Origin of the sequence: Paraburkholderia kirstenboschensis, from assembly GCF_032806925.1 — a bacterium.
GTDB classification, from domain to species: domain Bacteria; phylum Pseudomonadota; class Gammaproteobacteria; order Burkholderiales; family Burkholderiaceae; genus Paraburkholderia; species Paraburkholderia kirstenboschensis.
Window position 1 is genome coordinate 1644195 of record NZ_CP136513.1, and the last position, 16407, is coordinate 1660601.

14 protein-coding genes and 1 pseudogene are annotated in these 16407 nt (G+C 61.1%); 10 read left to right on the forward strand and 5 right to left on the reverse strand.

Translation table 11 applies throughout. From position 1 onward, the window contains the following. Positions 1–28 precede the first annotated feature (28 nt). The 3 genes from RW095_RS30025 to RW095_RS30035 all read right to left on the reverse strand — a co-directional run bounded on the left by RW095_RS30025 (position 29) and on the right by RW095_RS30035 (position 3926). Positions 29–1264: an SfnB family sulfur acquisition oxidoreductase gene (locus RW095_RS30025; protein WP_317022357.1), complete on the reverse strand. Its 1236-nt coding sequence runs from the start codon at positions 1262–1264 to the stop codon at positions 29–31. Positions 1265–1374: 110 nt separating this feature from the next. After that, positions 1375–2430 carry an ABC transporter permease gene (locus tag RW095_RS30030; protein WP_317022358.1) on the reverse strand — a complete coding sequence of 352 codons (1056 nt, stop codon included), beginning with the start codon at positions 2428–2430 and terminating at the stop codon, positions 1375–1377. After that, positions 2427–3926, reverse strand: coding sequence for a sugar ABC transporter ATP-binding protein (locus RW095_RS30035; protein ID WP_317022359.1), 1500 nt, complete (start codon positions 3924–3926; stop codon positions 2427–2429). The genes RW095_RS30030 and RW095_RS30035 overlap by 4 nt, the downstream gene beginning before the upstream one ends. A gap of 278 nt (positions 3927–4204) precedes the next feature. Here RW095_RS30035 and RW095_RS30040 point away from each other — a divergent pair. The 10 genes and pseudogenes from RW095_RS30040 to RW095_RS30085 all read left to right on the forward strand — a co-directional run bounded on the left by RW095_RS30040 (position 4205) and on the right by RW095_RS30085 (position 15068). Next, positions 4205–5444: pseudogene (locus RW095_RS30040) on the forward strand (acyl-CoA dehydrogenase family protein). A gap of 5 nt (positions 5445–5449) precedes the next feature. After that, positions 5450–6886, forward strand: coding sequence for an LLM class flavin-dependent oxidoreductase (locus RW095_RS30045; protein ID WP_317022360.1), 1437 nt, complete (start codon positions 5450–5452; stop codon positions 6884–6886). Positions 6887–6942: 56 nt separating this feature from the next. Next, positions 6943–7170 (forward strand): hypothetical protein, encoded by a 228-nt coding sequence (locus tag RW095_RS30050; RefSeq protein ID WP_317022361.1) that lies wholly within the window; start codon positions 6943–6945, stop codon positions 7168–7170. Between the two features lie 185 nt (positions 7171–7355). After that, the gene (locus RW095_RS30055) at positions 7356–7799 is read left to right on the forward strand and encodes an amino acid permease (RefSeq protein WP_317022362.1); all 444 of its coding nucleotides are present in this window, start codon (positions 7356–7358) and stop codon (positions 7797–7799) included. Positions 7800–8512: 713 nt separating this feature from the next. Beyond that, positions 8513–9478 carry an IS110 family RNA-guided transposase gene (locus RW095_RS30060; RefSeq protein WP_317015009.1) on the forward strand — a complete coding sequence of 322 codons (966 nt, stop codon included), beginning with the start codon at positions 8513–8515 and terminating at the stop codon, positions 9476–9478. A gap of 908 nt (positions 9479–10386) precedes the next feature. Next, on the forward strand, positions 10387–11268 hold the full coding sequence (locus RW095_RS30065) for an NmrA family NAD(P)-binding protein (RefSeq protein WP_317022363.1): 882 nt from the start codon (positions 10387–10389) through the stop codon (positions 11266–11268). 30 nt (positions 11269–11298) lie between these two features. Beyond that, positions 11299–11673 (forward strand): hypothetical protein, encoded by a 375-nt coding sequence (locus RW095_RS30070; RefSeq protein WP_317022364.1) that lies wholly within the window; start codon positions 11299–11301, stop codon positions 11671–11673. Positions 11674–11741: 68 nt separating this feature from the next. After that, the gene (locus RW095_RS30075) at positions 11742–12455 is read left to right on the forward strand and encodes an SDR family oxidoreductase (protein WP_317022365.1); all 714 of its coding nucleotides are present in this window, start codon (positions 11742–11744) and stop codon (positions 12453–12455) included. A gap of 161 nt (positions 12456–12616) precedes the next feature. Further along, positions 12617–13078, forward strand: coding sequence for a MarR family winged helix-turn-helix transcriptional regulator (locus RW095_RS30080; protein WP_317022366.1), 462 nt, complete (start codon positions 12617–12619; stop codon positions 13076–13078). Between the two features lie 727 nt (positions 13079–13805). Continuing rightward, positions 13806–15068, forward strand: a complete 1263-nt coding sequence (locus RW095_RS30085) for an IS110 family RNA-guided transposase (RefSeq protein ID WP_317022367.1) — start codon at positions 13806–13808, stop codon at positions 15066–15068. A 510-nt stretch (positions 15069–15578) separates the two neighbouring features. On the opposite strand, the gene RW095_RS41575 is transcribed toward RW095_RS30085, so the two are convergent. Both RW095_RS41575 and RW095_RS30090 read right to left on the reverse strand, forming a co-directional pair. Then, entirely contained in the window at positions 15579–15686 is a 108-nt protein-coding gene (locus tag RW095_RS41575; protein ID WP_394365222.1) for an SDR family oxidoreductase, read from the reverse strand. Positions 15687–15744: 58 nt separating this feature from the next. Beyond that, complete coding sequence (locus tag RW095_RS30090; RefSeq protein WP_317022368.1) at positions 15745–16341, reverse strand: DJ-1/PfpI family protein; 597 nt, start codon at positions 16339–16341, stop codon at positions 15745–15747. Between the last annotated feature and the right edge of the window lie 66 nt (positions 16342–16407).

Sequence of the window (16407 nt, forward strand, 5' to 3'; positions counted from 1 at the left end):
CTTGTGAGATGCCTGATAACCGGCAGCGTCAGTTCCATGCGTGACGTGCCGGTTTCACGCCGTTCAGATAGTAGTTGCCGACGAGGTGATACTTCCATCGGACGGGGTCGTGCAGCGTATGTGTGCGCGCGTTGCGCCAGTGGCGGTCAAAGTTGTGTTCGCTCAGCGTCGACTGGGTGCCCGCGAGTTCGAAAAGCTTTTCGCCCGCCAGCAGCGCGATTTCGGTCGTCAATACTTTTGCCTCGCCGACGGCCACCGAGGCCCGCGCGACATCGTCTTCCGTGGTCGCGCCCTTGGCCGAGAGTTCGTCGATCACGCGGGCCGCGCGTTCGAGCAGCGCTTCGGCGGCATGCAACTGGATATGCAGGCGGCCGATTTCGCGCAGCGTGAGCGGATCGTCGCTGGCCTTGTCGACGCCGCTGTCAACCCACGGGCGCGTGCGTGTGCGCACGAATTCCAGCGTATCGGCAATCGCGCCTTTCGCAATGCCGGCATCGATGGCAGCCTGAATGATCTGCGACACGGGGCCGTTGAGCGTCGGTTCGTCCGATACGCGCTGCGCGGGCAGCACGTGCGAAGCCGGCACGCGTACTTGTGCCAGCGTGACCGTGCCGCTTGCCGTCGTGCGCTGGCCAAAGCCGGACCAGTCGTCGATGACTTCAAGACCCGCCGTGCCCTTCGGGATATAGGCGAGCCACGCCTTGCGTTCTTCGTCGAGGCCGAGCACGGGCACGAAATGCGCGAACAGCGCGCCAGTCGAATAGAACTTCGTGCCGTCGATTACATACTCGTCGCCATCGCGCCGCACCGTGGTCCTGAGGTCGAGCACGTTCTTCGTGCCTTTCTCGGAGAAGCCGTTGCCGAAGCGCTTGCCCGCCAGGATTTCCGCAAAGAAATAGCGCTTCTGCTCTTCGGTGCCCGTCAACGCGATCACATCGACTAGTCCAAAATGGTTCTGCGGCAACTGGCCTAGCGAAGGATCGGCAGCGGAGACGATCTTGATCACCTCCGTCAGCGTGACGAACGACACACCCGCGCCACCATATGCTTTCGGCACCGTGATGGCCCACAGGCCCGACTGCGAGAACCACTCGATTTCTTCACGCGGCAGACGGCGTTCGCGATCGCGTTCGGACGCGCCCACAGCGACGCGCCGCGCCAGTTCATGCGCTACGGCAATGGCTTGTGCATCGTCGGCGATCACGCGCACCGCGCCGGCATTCGCGTCCACCTGCTGTTGATCTGCGACGTCCGTGTCGGCCATGAATGTCTCCCTTTGATGACTATCGGCACAATCTAGCAACGCTCGTCACAAACACAAACTGAGCGATTTGAAAATGCATATGACGTGGGGCTGCAGATGGTTCTCTCGTCTCACGCGCGTGCGCCCGAACGCGACCCGACGCTGAACGTGAAGGCCAGTGCGAACACGAGCAGCACGCCCTTGATGAAGTCCTGCATGTAGTACGGCGCGTTCAGCATCGTCAGTCCGTTGAGCAGCACGCCGACGAACACAGCGCCCACCACCGTGCCGAGCACGTTGGGCCGCTTCGCGCCCCACACTGCGTAACCCACCAGCGCCGCCGCAACGGCGTCGAGCAGCAACGAATGCCCGGCGCTCACATCGCCCCGGCCGACGCGCGCCGCGATCAGCACGCCGCCCAACGCGGCAATCGTCGATGACGCGACATAGGCGGCGATGCGATAGCGGGCCGTCAGCGCACCGGCCAGGCGCGCGGCCGTTTCGTTACCGCCGATTGCATAGATCACCCGCCCCCAGCGCGTCGCTTCCATCACGAAGCACGCCACTGCTGTCAACGCCAACAGCAGCAGAACGGGCAACGGCACGATGTCGAACAGGCGCGAGCGCCCCAGCGCGAGAAACAGATCGGGAAAGCTGCCCGTCGCTTCCGTGCCGTCGGGCAGCACGGTGCCCGTCGCAAGCGAACGCCCGCCTGTCGGAATCAGTTGCAGACCCGCTAGCAGGAACAGCGTGCCGAGCGTGGCAAGCTGGTCGGGCACGCGCAGACGTGTGATCAGCAAGCCATTGAACAGGCCCGCGACCACGCCGAGTGCCAGACAGGCCAGCACGGCGCTCAACGCTCCGCCATGCCATACGATCAGCACATAGCTCGCCGCCATCTGCGCCGTTGCCGCGGCGCTGCCGACAGAAAGATCGAAGCCACCTGCCGCCAGCGTGATCGTGACGCCGATGCCCAGCAGCGCAACGATCGAAACGGCCTGCAGAATGCTCAACAGATTGTCGACGTTCAGAAAGGCTGGCTCGCGCACCGCGAACACGACGATCAGCACCGCCAGCACGAGCAGGATGCCCGTACGTTCCAGATGCTCGCGCAGACTGCCCGAGCGCGGGCGTGCCGTCGATTGGGTAGAGACGTTCGTCGTCACAGGCGGGGTGGTCAAGTTCATGAATGAGTGAGAGCAACTGATGAAAAAGAATCGGCGGGAGCCGCGCGTTCGAGTGTCGTACCGCGATCGAAATGCGCGACGCGATCGGCGATTTCGAATGCCTCTTCGAGATCGCTGACGAACACCAGCGTGGCACGCCCTGCCGCGCGCTTGCGCAGCAGCGCGACGATGTCGGCGCGCGCGCCTGCATCGACACCCTGAAACGGTTCGTCGAGCAGCAACAGCTTCGATGGTTCCGTGTGCCAGCGCGCGAGCACGACCTTTTGCTGATTGCCGCCCGACAGACGCGACAGCCGGTCGTCCGGTCCTGTGCAGCGCACGCCGAACGCGGCAATCGCGTCGCGGGCCGCCGAACGCTCGGTCTCGCGGCGTACGAAGCCGCCTCTATGCCAGCGCGACAGAAACGGAAAACTGAGCGTCCCGGCGATCGACGCGAACGGCACGCTGTCGGGAAACAGGGACGACCGCCAGCGGTCTTCTCCCGCGAGGTAGACACCCGCGCGAATCGCATCAGCGGGCGAGCGTGGACGCCACGGCTTGCCAAGCAACTGCATGTCGCCATGCACGGCTCGGATTTCGCCAAAGATGACACGCGCAAAACGCGATTTGCCGCCGCCGACGGGACCCGCGATTGCCACGATCTCGCCTTCTTCCAGGTCGAGATCGAAAGGTATCGAGTCGGGCGTCAGCCTGAGATCGCGCACGCTGAACAACACGTTGCCGGATGTGCCGCAGTCACGCGACGCAGCACGATCGGCGGGCAGTGCATGGCCGATCATCGTTTCAATCGCGGCGTCGAAATCGATGGGCGGACGCAGGTCTGCCACGATGCGGCCATCGCGCATGACGGTCACGCGGTTCGCGATGCGGCGCAAATCGCCTAGCCGATGCGATACCAGCAAGATCGCCGCGCCGTCGGCACGCAAACGCTCGATCAACGCGAAAAGCCGCTCCGCTTCGGGCGCAGAAAGACTCGCCGTAGGCTCATCGAGAATCAGCAGCGACGGATTGCCCGCCAAAGCACGCGCCACCGTCACGAGTTGCTGACCTGCCAGCGACAGCGTACGCAACGGCGCAGACAGGTCGATTTCGAGTCCAACGCGCTGCGCAAGTGGCCGCGCAGCATCGACGCGTGCCGCTAGCGTCATACGCCACGCGGACGCTCCGTCGCAAAGCTGGTCCAGCAACAGGTTATCCGCAATGGATAAGGTCGGCACTACGGCATCCGCGATGCTTTGATGCACGGTCGCAACGCCAAGCCGTTTGGCGTGCTGCGGCGACGAAGGTGCGAAGGGTTCGCCACGCAATGACAGCGCACCGCTATCCGCTCCGTAGACACCGCTGATTATCTTGACGAGCGTCGATTTGCCCGCGCCGTTTGCGCCCATCAACGCCACCACTTCTCCCGCACGAATGTCGAGGTCGAGATGGCTCAGTGCAGTCGTCGCGCCGAAGCGCTTCGTTATGGAGACGGCCTTCAGGACAGGATGATTCATTGCAGAGAAGATCGCTTTTCGATGCATGACCTTTCATGCTAGACAAACTCATCCATGCCGCAAACGAATCGCTCTTCATATGCTTAGTATTCTGAATCGATTGATAACGGCGTCTGCATTCGTAGTCGTAACGACGCTATCGCCGACTAAAGTCGCCATGTGGATAACGATCTGCCAATCCGTTATTTACGGGCGGCAAGCGGTGATTTTTATACTCATCTGAGTCCAGCGCTCAATGTGCGTCGTGGGCATGGTTACCGTTATTTCAAAGGATCTGCATGACCTCATTGCACGCCGCCGAACTCTCCGTCGGAACCGACTACGAATCACTCGCCAATCGCTTTCGTCCCATCTTCGCGCGTATCGCCGAAGGTGCGGCACAGCGCGACCGTTCACGCGAATTGCCGCATGAAGCGATTGGCTGGCTGAAGGACGCGGGCTTCGGCGCAGTGCGGATACCTGTCGCGCATGGCGGCGCCGGTGCATCGCTGCCGCAGCTGTTTCGTCTTCTGATCGAACTCGCCGCTGCCGATTCGAATCTGCCGCAGGCGTTGCGCGCACTTCGCTTTCGTCGAAGACTGGCTGAATGTGCCGCCGGGGAATGAACGCAATACATGGTTCGACCGCTTCGTGAGCGGACAACTGGTGGGCAGCGCGTGGTCCGAAGTGGGTGACGTCGCCGTCGGCACGCTCGCGACGAAAGTATCCCAACGCGATGGCCAGTTCGTGGTGAATGGCTCGAAGTACTACAGCACGGGCAGCATCTTCGCGGAATGGATCGACGTACTCGCGAAACGCGAGGAAGACGGCGCCGACGTGATCGCCGCCGTCAGCACGAACCAGCCCGGCGTGACACGCAAGGACGACTGGGACGGCTTCGGCCAGACAACCACGGGAAGCGGCACGACGGTATTCGACAATGCCTCCGTCGATGCGCACAACATCATCGCGTTCGAGCGGCGCTTCAGGTATCAGACCGCGTTCTATCAGCTGGTGCATGTCGCGACGCTGGCGGGCATCGGCGCGGCCATCACGCGCGACGTCGGCACGCTGGTGCGGCAGCGCAAGCGTATCTATAGCCACGGCAACGCGCCGCACGTGAGCGAAGATGCGCAAATCCAGCAGGTGGCGGGCGAAATCGCTTCATGGGCTTATGGAGCGCAGGCGCTCACCGCGCAGGCCGCGCAGCCCCTGCAACGCGCGTACGAAGCCCGCTTTTCCGACGATGCCGAAGCGGAACATCGCGCCAATGTCGATGCCGAAATCGAATCGGCGCAGAGCCAGCTCGTCGTGTCGGACCTCGTGTTGCGCGCGGCGACGCATCTGTTCGATGCGCTCGGTGCATCGGCGACCAGCACCACGCAGGCGCTCGATCGTCACTGGCGCAACGCGCGCACCGTGTCGTCGCACAACCCACTCGTCTACAAGGCACGCATCGTCGGCGATTGGGTGATTAACGGCAAGGAGCCGCCGTTTATCTGGAGCATCGGCAACGGCCCCAGCCAGGGGAGCAAGTGAGCGTCATGACCAAACCCATTCGCTTCAATGCGTTCGAGATGAACTGCGTCGGTCACCAGTCACCGGGATTGTGGGCGCATTCGCGCGACCGCTCGTGGCAATACAAGGATCTCGAATACTGGACCGACCTCGCGAAGGTATTGGAGAAAGGCATTTTCGACGGCATCTTCATCGCCGACGTGATCGGCTATTACGACGTCTACAAGGGCAACAACTATCACGCGCTGCATCAGGCCGCGCAGATTCCCGTCAACGATCCGCTGCAACTCGCCGCGCCGATCGCGATGGTGACCGAGCACCTTGGCATCGGCATTACGGCGTCGACGAGTTTCGAGCATCCGTATACCTTCGCGCGCCGCCTCTCGACCGCCGATCATCACACGAAGGGACGGCTCGCGTGGAATATCGTCACGTCGTATCTGGAGAGCGGCGCGAAGAACATCAGCGAAGGCGGATTGCGCGATCACAGCAACCGCTATGAAGTCGCAACGGAATACGTCGAAGTGTTGTATAAGCTGCTGGAAGGAAGCTGGGAAGACGGTGCCGTCGTGCGCGACCGCGAGAAGCGCGTGTTCACGCATCCGGAGAAGGTCCACGAAATCGGCCACAAGGGCAAGTACTTCGAAGTGCCCGGCTATCACCTCTGCGAGCCTTCGCCGCAGCGCACGCCGGTGCTCTTCCAGGCGGGTGCGTCGGGTCCGGGCAAGGCATTCGCTGCGCAGCATGCCGAATGCGTGTTCGTCGCCGCGCCGACTCCAACCATACTGAAGAACTACGTCAGCGATGTGCGACGCCAGGCAGCGGAAGCGGGACGCGATCCTGACAAGCTGCTGATCTACAACCTCGTCACCGTGATCGTCGATGAAACCGATGCGAAGGCGCAGGCGAAGTTCGAGGAATACAAGCGCTATGTGTCGTATGACGGCTCGCTCGTGTTCATGTCGGGATGGACGGGGATCGACTTCGGCCAGTACGCGCCCACCGATCTCGTGAGACGCGTCGAAACCAACGCGATCGTCTCGGCCGTCGAGCATCTGGCGGGCGGCGACAAGGCATGGACCATCGAAGAACTCGCGATCTGGGGCGGCGTCGGCGGCATGGGCCCTGTGTTCGTCGGCTCGCCTCCGACGGTGGCGGATATCCTGCAGCAATGGGTCGAGGCGACGGGCGTCGATGGATTCAACCTTGCGTATGCCATTGCGCACGAAACGTTCGAAGACGTCGTGCATTACCTCGTGCCCGAGTTGCAGCGCCGCGGCGTGTATCCGACCGCCTACGCGCCCGGCACGCTGCGCGAGAAGCTGTTCGGCGGCGGGGCGCGCCTGCCGGAGACGCATCCTGCTACCCGCTTTCGCGATATCGAGCGCGTCAAGCGCGAGTCCCAACAGGCGCAGCCCATCACGGCAACACCCGCCCATGCCGAAGCCGAAACGGTGAGGTAAGCGCTTCCCGGCCATTCATTCATACCGCTGTTCTTATTCCCGGAGCACCTCCACAGATGAGTCACATTACCGTCGATACGCACGGCGGCGGCACCCTGCGCCGCGGCTATCTGCCCTTGGCGGAACTGATCGCCCAATCGATCGGCCTGGTCGGCGCGGCGGGCGGCGCCGGCCTGCTCGTACGCGCCGTCTTCGCCACGGCCGGCAACGGCACATGGCTGGCCTATCTGTTCGCGACCGTGGGCCCGCTGTTCGCGTCATGTAGCATCACGCAATTCGCCTAACGTACCGCTTCGTCGGGCGCGCTGTACACCTATACCGCACGCGGCATTGGCCCGATCTGGGACGTCGTGGCAGGTTGGTCGCTGCTGATCGCCTACTCGATCGGCGCAGCGGGCATTCTGCAAGGCACCGTCAACGAGACAGTGGTCTTGCTGAAAGACGTCGGCGCGCTGGGAACTACGGGCGCATGGCTGCCACGTTTCGGTGGCGCTCACGCCCGATCATCGCGCTGGCGGCGTGGTTCATCGCGTATCGCGACATCCGCCTGTCCACCCGCACCGCGCTGTGGATCGAACTGACGACAGTCGCACTGATTCTGCTCGTGATCGTCGTAGCATTGTTCGCGAAGCATCGCGGGGCGGACAGCAGCCAGTTGACGCCCGACGGCGTGAAACCCGATCAGTTACGCCTCGGCATGGTGCTGGCGTTTTTCAGCTTCACGGGTTTCGAAAGCGTGACGACGCTCGGACTCGAAGCGAAAGAACCGTTCCGGCTGATTCCGCGCGCCGTCATCGTCAGTATTCTCGGGCCCGCTGCGCTGTTTCTCGTCACATCGTATGGTCTCGTGGCGCTGTTTCATGGGAGCGTCGCTTTGTCTGCGATGCGGACCAGGCGTCAGTGCCATTGGTAGATCATCCGGCGAGCCTTGTGCGGTGGGCTGCGCGACGGGATCGAGCGGAAATGCACCCTCTTCCCGGTTAAAAGTGAAGGGCCGGATAGTAGTGGCTATCCGACCCTTCATTTCTGCATAACACGGACGGATTGACACGAAAGGGGCGAAAGTTGGAGCTTTCCCGCCTTCGTTTAGGGACACTTCGTGGGACATGTTCCGGTCGGCCGCCCGGAATGGGGCGCTGGGCAGGGGCCGACCGGAAAGGGGGGCCAGTGGGCAGTCGGTAGTGCAGAGGCTGCCCGACACGCGCCGGTCTGGGTTTGCAGAGGAGGCGCTTGATAGGTCGCGCACGGCGGCAGATCGGACGCAGCGGCGGGAATGGGACGGCGGAAAACGCAAAAGCCCTCTGCAAGGGGACGGCGTTCAGCTGGGCGGGTCTGCTTACTGCGGTTTGACCGGCGGGTACTGTTCGCGGGCGTGGAGGATCTGCACGACAACTTGTATGATTTCTTTGTGACGGATTCGATGATGTAAGAAGATCGGATTCGCTCAGCAGTTCTTGGGGGGCACCCCAGGATCGAGCGGCTGGATGCCTGCGACAACTTTGGCCTTGAGCCAGGACAATAGATCTTTGCAGCAGCCGCTCACCCTCCGAAACAGATCGGACAGTATCTTTGGCCCGGCTTGGCCGGCAGCCCGCATTCACAAGGTAGATCATCAGAGGATGTTGCATGCATTCGTTTCATTGCGGAATTGACGTCGCCAAAGCCAAGCTGGATTGCGCACTGTGCCTGGTGAATGGAAAGTACAAAAATAAGGTATTCGAGAATAACCAGAAAGGCGTCAATGCATTAGTCGAGTGGCTGGACAAGCATGGAGCCTCGGATGCACACATGTGCATGGAAGCCACTGGCGTTTATTGGGAAGCGGCTGCCGAGTATCTGACCGCCAAAGACATGACGGTAAGCGTGATCAATCCTGCGCAGATCAAGGCATTCGGCGCCTCCCGCCTGGCGCGCAGTAAGACAGATCGCGGCGACGCCCAATTGATTGCAGAGTTCTGCTTCGAACGCCGCCCGACAACGTGGCAAGCTCCGTCACCTGCAGAACAGGCCTTGCGGGCCTCGGTGTTGCGCTTGGAGGCATTGCAAACAATGCGCACGCAAGAGAGCAATCGCCTTGAGGTGGCGCGCAATGTTGTTGCAGAAGACATTGTCGGCCATATTGAATGGCTCGATACCGAAATCAAGAGGTTGCTCAAAAAGATCCGTGATCAAATTGACGGCGACCCGGATATGAAGGGCAAACAGATGTTGCTCGATAGCATTCCAGGCCTGGGCGAGCGCACTATCGCGGTGCTGCTGGCCTTTTGTATGCACCCCGGCCGCTTTGCGAACGCCCGGCAGGCGGCGGCCTTTGCCGGTCTCGATCCGCGACAGCACGAATCCGGCAGCAGCGTCAAAGGCAGACCCCGTATGTCAAAAGTCGGTCACGCCTTTTTGCGTAAAGCGCTTTATATGCCTGCCATGACAACGCTTTACAAAACTGATTGGGGAAAGCGCTTTCGCGAACGGCTGGCGGCTTCCGGCAAGCCTGCCAAACTCATCATCGGTGCGATGATGCGCAAGCTCGTTCACGTCGCTTTCGGTGTTATCAGGTCAGGCAAGTGCTTCGATCCTAAACTGCAAAATGCTTGACGGCGACCACAGTATCTATCGTGTCGACCTGAACCTGGTAGACGACGATGTAGTTGGGATGGGCTACGATCTCCCGAGTGCCAGGCACGCGGCCCTCACGAAAGAGATACGGTGCTCTGACGCCGGGACCACGGCGTCGACGATCTGCTCGAAAAGCTTCGTTGCAGCTCGGGGGCTACGGTCTGCGATAAACGCGATCCGTTCCCGCAATTCCTGGCGAGCGCTTTCGGTCCGGAGGATCCGGAAGCTCACTGTCGCTTGGCTTCAGCAGCAGCGATGACTCCGCGGATATCGGCCAAGACCGCATCGTGCGCGACCAGAGGGCGGGGATCCGCGAGCGCTTCCTCGACCTTGTCGTGGTTTTCCGGCCGTGCGTCATCATGCCCAAGCGCGAAACATGGCTCCCGTCGTCCTATTTCGGCACGGCGTCTGACTCTTCGTAGCAACGTTGATGGAGCGTGAGAACCCCATCGTGGCACCTTGATGCCGTCGCCCGCAACGGGCGCCTGATTCGGGATGGGGAAGTCCCTTTCATTCATTCGAGCGGCTGCTTCGCATCAATCTGCGGACAGAGCGCCTCGGCCCGTCGGTCAAACTCTTTGAATGATCCGTTGATTTGGGCCAGTTGGGTCGTTCGAGATGGTGCTTCCGCAGGCGCTGCACGTCGATGGACAGCGCCTCGTTCGGGATTCGCCCGGTGCTACCGCATTCCTGCTCGATTGCCTCTATTGTTGCCTGAAGATACACACGCTGCTAATACCGCTCGCTGGCCGCCTCGTGCGGCCGCATTTTATCGCGAGCGGCAACGTTGAATCCTGCGCGGGCAAAAATGCCTTGACAGTAAGAGCATATGCTCCTATCTTGGTGATAAGAGAGCATATGCTCTTACTTTCAAATGGAGGGAAGCTATGAACCAGGCCGAAATACTTGTGAGCGGTGCAACCGGACGGACCGGAGGTATCGCTATCGACGAACTGCTCAAGATGGGCAGACGCGTGCGGGCATATGTGCGCACAGACGATGATCGGGCCGCCGCCCTGAGGCAGCGCGGAGTCGATATCGCCGTCGGGGACTTCACCGACATCAATGACATCCGTGCAGCCATGGAGGGAATCCGATCGGCCTATTTCCTTCATCCAATCGCGCCCGGAATCATCGGGGCCGCGGCCTATTTCGCGCAGGCAGCAAAGGAAGCGGGCGTCACGGCGATCGTCAACATGTCGCAGATTTCCGCACGTCGGGAGTCGAAGAGCCACGCGGCTCAGGATCACTGGGTTTCCGAGCGGGTCTTTGATTGGTCAGGCGTTCCAACTACGCATCTCCGTCCCACCTTCTTCGCCGATTGGCTCGTCTATCCGCATTTTGCGAAGGAAATCTGGGCCACGAAGAAGATTGAATTTCCCTTCGGCAACGGCCGTCACGCACCCATCGCCACGGATGATCAGGGGCGGGTTATCGCCCATGTCCTGGCCAACCCCCAAGGCCACGAGGGCAAGACCTACGCACTCCATGGCCCCGTCGAGATGAACCATACTGAGATCGCCGAAGCAATGGGCGAGGTCCTCGGAGCCGGGATCGAATACGCGCCGACTTCTATCGAAGAGTTCCGGATCAAGATGGAAAACCTTTACAAGTTCCCGCCGTTCCTCACGCAGCATCTGGTCGAAGTCGCTCAGAACTACCGTGACGGCGTCTTCTCGGGCACCAACGACGTCATCGAGAAAATTACCGGGAAGCCGCCCCTCTCGGTCCAGCAGTTCGTCGCCCAGAACCGTGCCGTATTCGCGTGAGCGCAGCCTCAAACGAGTCGAGGTTTGAACATGTCATCCACTCAAGATGAGCGTCACCCGTTTCTGGACGATCTGACCGCTGACGCAGAGTTGGTCAGCTCGGTATTGCGCGGCCCCGTGATCGGACGTGACGAAATCCGCCTGGCCGTCGACGCCGTCGGAACCTTCTACGCCTTGCAGACGCCCACGTTTGTCCAGACGGACGGTTTGCGGCTCGTTCTCGAGTACGAGGCCGTTCTGACCAACGGCGAGGACCTGAGCGCGGCCGTCGTAGTTGACCGTAACGCCGACGGATCGGTGCCGCGCGTGAGCGTGCGGATGAGTCCACTTGGCGCGGTGCTGACTCTCGCCGCTTATCTGCGGGAAGCGCTTTCAAACCAGTTTCCGGAAAACCTTTTTCTTTGAACCACGCGCGCGCGCCCGGGGCGGATGTTGCCCTCCCGAGGCACGCGGCTTCAAACAAGGAGTTAGTCATGGATGTCAAGAACGCCACTGTCTTTATCACCGGTGCCAATCGCGGCCTGGGCCTGGCTTTTGCACGAGAGGCACGCCAGCGTGGGGCGGCGAAGGTATACGCGGGCATGCGTAACACGAACGGCTTTGAAGAGCCGGGCATCGTGCCCGTCAGGATCGACGTTACTGATACGGCCTCGATCGCCGCAGCTGCGGAACTGGCGGCAGACACGACTCTGCTGGTCAACAACGCGGGCATTGCCGCTCTGATCGACGGGCCTCTGGCGCATGACGTAGAAGCGCAATCGGCTCGCATGTTCGATACGAACTACTACGGCGTAGTGCGCGTCACGAAGGCCTTCGAGCCGATATTGGCCGCCAGGCCGGATGCGGCGATCATTAACGTGCTTTCAGACATCGTCTGGCTTCCGCGGCCCTATCTGGCACCGTATGCTGCATCAAAGGCAGCAGCGTGGAGTTATACGAATCAACTTCGCTTTCACCTGCAAGCGCGTGGAGTTCAGGTTCTCGGCCTGCACGTTGGGTTCGTGGACACCGACCTGACCAATGGCATTGACGTACCCAAAGCCAGCCCGGAGGATGTGGTGCGACAGACCTATGACGCGCTCGCCGCCGGCAAGAGCGAGATTATGGCCGATAGGGGAACAGCGATACTGAAGAGCACGCTTGCCGCCGAGGAGCCCGGCTACATCACTCCGCCGGAGGGGTTTTGAACCATGCAGATGACGAGAGTCGGCTACGGGGGCGAGACTTGAGGCGCGCAGATCACCGGTACGCCAGCGTTTTCAGTGTCGACTTTCATCGAAAGATACCGCCGTACCTTCGCGCGTGCGCGTAGCGTTCCGGCAATCAAAAGAAATGAGGAGGGAACCAGATGTTGTCGTTCGACCAGCCGCTTGGAATCGATCAATGCAACTGCTTCGCAGTGAGGAAGGCAAGCAGGCAGATTTCCCGCCTCTACGATAGTCATCTCGAACCGGCGGGTCTGCGCATCACGCAATTTCTCACGCTGGCTGCACTGGACGAGGTGGGAAGTGCCGCGGTCAACGCCCTTGCCGAACGGCTCGATATCGAACGGACGGCGATGGGAAAGATGGTCGGCTTCCTTGAACGCGACGGCTTCGTCACGATCAGGCCGTCCCCCACAGACGGCCGAAGCCGCATTGTTGAGCTTACCGAGGAAGGACGGCGCCTGCACGAAAGAGCTGCGCCGCTCTGGCGGGAAGCGCAGCGGGATTTCGAGCAACTGAACGGCGTAAAAAATGTCACGGCGTTACGGGAGGGGCTGAGAGGAGTGGTCGTCGGCGACGTGACGGTACGCTCAGCCGGGGACTGAAGCTCAGCAAGAATTGCCGCGAACGCATGAGACCGCGGCTGCCGGGACGATAGGATGATTGAGGCGTCGACAAACACGAATGTGGCAGGACGGATTGGATCCGCAAACCCACAGCGGGCACACCCAATCGGCAACGGCGATTCGCCGCTCAGAGTCGCCTGCTCTCCTTCCAGCGGCAGCAAAATTGCCGTGCAAAACCGCTCCTGGATCTGATGGCGGCTAAGCTGGCTATAGCCGCCATCGGTCGATGGTCGCGCCGGCGACTCCAGAGCCGAAGCACAGCAGCAGCTTGTGCGAATACCGATGTCCGAGGCCCCCCTCGAAGCCGTCATTGAAATCCCGCCAACCCGACGGGCAGCTCCGGGTCGGGTTGCGTCAGCCCGCTCTTCAAATTCATCGCCGGAAAGCGGCCAGTGGAACTCCGCTTCCCGGAAGCGGCCCGTCGGTAGTGCGTACTCCCGACCCTCTATAGATAGTCCGTCCCGCTTTAATCGATACTGTGGGGCTGGCAGCGAGCTGCCAGCCGAGGCGGGACATGCACCCGTGGACTACGAATATCCCGACCCAAACGCCTGGACGATTGCCGCTTTAGCTTCGAGTCCACGGGTGCGCCTGCGTCCGATAACGAATACTCAGGGTTCGCCGTGGCACCGGCTCACTATATTGCTTTCGCTGGACGCAAGCACGCATGCCCCTATCGGGCAATCTATCACTTGCGGGGGTTTACATGACACCTCTATCGAACCAGCAATTCAAGGCTTTCATCGGCCTCGACTGGGCAGATACCAAACATGACATCTGCCTACAGCAGGCTGGCGACGACAGGCGCGAGTTCGACTGCATCCCTCACCAGGTTACGCGCATTGATGAATGGGCAAAGGCGTTACATCAGCGCTTTGGTGGTCCGATCGCAGTCGCGCTTGAGCTGGCCGCAGGGCCGATCGTCTCTGTGTTGCGGAAACATGAGTTCGTTACTCTATTCCCGATCAACCCCGCAATGCTCGCGAAGTACCGTGAGGCATTCAAGCCGAGCCGGGCCAAGGACGATCCCACCGATGCGGAACTGGCACTCGACCTGTTGCTGCGCCATCCTGAGCGGTTCAGCGCGCTCAGGCCGCAGAGCACCGGCATGCGTTCCCTGCTGAGCCTGATCGAACAGCGTCGCGAACTGGTCGGTGACAAGACGCGCTTCACCAACCGGCTAACCCACGCACTCAAGCAGTATTATCCTCAAGCCCTGGAATGGTTCGACGACATCGACACGGTGCTGTTTTGTGATTTTCTGACGCGCTGGCCAACTCTGCCGGCAGTCAGGCGCGGGAGCAGGAAGACCCTTGAAACGTTCTTCCATGCGCACAACTGTCGCCGGGCCGAACTCATTGAGGGACGTCTGGACTCGATCCGCTGCGCTGTTTCGCTCACTGATGATCCGGGTGTCGTTGCACCTCACCGGTTGCTCGCGCTGACGCTGGTGAAGCAACTGCGTACAGCGCTGGCTGCGATCGACATGTTCGACAAGGAAATCGCGGCAGTCGCACGGGGGCTGCCCGACTTCGGCCTGTTTGACAGCTTGCCCGGCGCAGGTCCACATCTGACACCGCGCCTGCTGGCTGCGTTTGGCGAGCAACGGGACCGCTTCACGGGCGCTGATGAACTGCAGAAGTACTCCGGCATCGCACCGGTAACGGAACGCAGCGGCAAGAAGTGCTGGGTGCACTGGCGCTGGCAATGTCCCACGTTCCTGCGCCAGACCTTCGTCGAATGGGCTGGCCAGACCATCACCAAATCGTTCTGGGCGGGCGCTTACTACCGGCAACAGCGGGCGAAGGGCAGCTCGTATCAGGCCGCCGTCCGGGCGTTGGCGTTCAAGTGGATACGGATCCTCTATCGTTGCTGGCAGACCGGAACACGGTACGACGAGAGCATTTACCTCAACGCCCTCAGGAAGCGTGGCTCGTCACTCCTGAAGAACCTGGAACTTCCGGGGTAACCCGTTCCGCCTGGCCTCCGTTTGCTGTCGCGAGTTGTCCACCGCCGGCCGGCGGGTCCCTTGTTATGACCTTGACAACGGCCGGCGGTGGACAACTCGCGAAGTGAGCGCGCGACGTTTCTGCACCATACGCCGTTTCAGGAATGGGCGACGCCCGAGGCTACAAGGTCATGGATTTGGACAGAACTGCCTTCGAAGAACACTTGACTGACCGACTCAGGGCGTGAAGCCGCCAGTCGGACTTTGGATGGAGCAATGACCGCTTCCAAGGGATACTGTTGAAAAAGTCGCCGAGGAGGTTTTAGCAGTTGTTCTGCGCGAATATTGACCTCTCAGATCGGCCTATAAGCCGCTCGCACATGCCGCCCAAGGGTAAGAGGACCCCTGAAAACCTCATGAAATAGACGACCAGCGACTTTTTCAACAGTATCAAGGCACAACCGCCTGTCGAGTGTTCGCGGTGTTCCTCGGTGAAAGAACATCAGGAGTTTATAGGCTGGGCGATAGCCCTCAATCGATTCGCAGATTCATGCCGGTGATGTACCCCGCAAGAGGACTCGCAAGGAGGGCGATGGCACCTGCAATCTCATCCAGACGGCCAACCCGGCCGACGGGCATGATTAGCGATACCACTCCGAGAATGCCAACTTTGAAGGACGCACCAGGACGTCGCGGCTTAGAGGAAGGGCGAAATGTTCGCCATTGCGCGCGTCACGTAGGTCTCCTTCTCCCCCACTGGGGCGACGTGGTTAAGCGCGTTGCGTGCAGCCTCGACACCCTCCAGACGCGCGATAACCCACGCCGCCAGATACTGCGATGCCAAGCAACCGCCGGCGGTCGCGACGTTATGCTTCGCCACGAACGGCTGGTTGAGCACCGCCACACCTGCCTCCTCGACCCACGGTTTGGTGGTCACGTCCGTACAGGCGGGAACGCCGTTCAGCAGGCCCAGCTTCGCGAGAATCAACGTGCCCGAGCACTGAGCGCCGAGCAGTTGGCGCGTCGGGTCGAGCCTCAGTTGCGCCATCAACGCGGCATCCGCGACGACGTTCCGGGTCCCTATCCCGCTACCCACCAGCACGGCGTCCGCTTCGTATGCGTCCGCGAGCGACGCTTGCCGCTCTATCACCAGGCCGTTCATTGAACGCACCTTGTCCGTCGGACTGGCGATCGAAACCTTCCAGCCGAGCTTCTTGACCCGGTTAAGGATGTTGAGCGCGACCAGCGAGTCGAGCTCGTTGAAGCCTTCAAAGGTCAGAATGGCAATGTGCATGGCGTCCTCGAAGAAGTGGAGACGTTGTGTTAAGCCATCGTATGCTCGATAATCAATACAATCAAA

Bases quoted from the DNA above. Each gene is read 5' to 3' on its own strand.
- RW095_RS30025 (WP_317022357.1), bottom strand. From the start codon at position 1,264: ATGGCCGACACGGACGTCGCAGATCAACAGCAGGTGGACGCGAATGCC.
- RW095_RS30030 (WP_317022358.1), bottom strand. From the start codon at position 2,430: ATGAACTTGACCACCCCGCCTGTGACGACGAACGTCTCTACCCAATCG.
- RW095_RS30035 (WP_317022359.1), bottom strand. From the start codon at position 3,926: ATGAATCATCCTGTCCTGAAGGCCGTCTCCATAACGAAGCGCTTCGGC.
- RW095_RS30045 (WP_317022360.1), top strand. From the start codon at position 5,450: ATGACCAAACCCATTCGCTTCAATGCGTTCGAGATGAACTGCGTCGGT.
- RW095_RS30050 (WP_317022361.1), top strand. From the start codon at position 6,943: ATGAGTCACATTACCGTCGATACGCACGGCGGCGGCACCCTGCGCCGC.
- RW095_RS30055 (WP_317022362.1), top strand. From the start codon at position 7,356: ATGGCTGCCACGTTTCGGTGGCGCTCACGCCCGATCATCGCGCTGGCG.
- RW095_RS30060 (WP_317015009.1), top strand. From the start codon at position 8,513: ATGCATTCGTTTCATTGCGGAATTGACGTCGCCAAAGCCAAGCTGGAT.
- RW095_RS30065 (WP_317022363.1), top strand. From the start codon at position 10,387: ATGAACCAGGCCGAAATACTTGTGAGCGGTGCAACCGGACGGACCGGA.
- RW095_RS30070 (WP_317022364.1), top strand. From the start codon at position 11,299: ATGTCATCCACTCAAGATGAGCGTCACCCGTTTCTGGACGATCTGACC.
- RW095_RS30075 (WP_317022365.1), top strand. From the start codon at position 11,742: ATGGATGTCAAGAACGCCACTGTCTTTATCACCGGTGCCAATCGCGGC.
- RW095_RS30080 (WP_317022366.1), top strand. From the start codon at position 12,617: ATGTTGTCGTTCGACCAGCCGCTTGGAATCGATCAATGCAACTGCTTC.
- RW095_RS30085 (WP_317022367.1), top strand. From the start codon at position 13,806: ATGACACCTCTATCGAACCAGCAATTCAAGGCTTTCATCGGCCTCGAC.
- RW095_RS41575 (WP_394365222.1), bottom strand. From the start codon at position 15,686: ATGCCCGTCGGCCGGGTTGGCCGTCTGGATGAGATTGCAGGTGCCATC.
- RW095_RS30090 (WP_317022368.1), bottom strand. From the start codon at position 16,341: ATGCACATTGCCATTCTGACCTTTGAAGGCTTCAACGAGCTCGACTCG.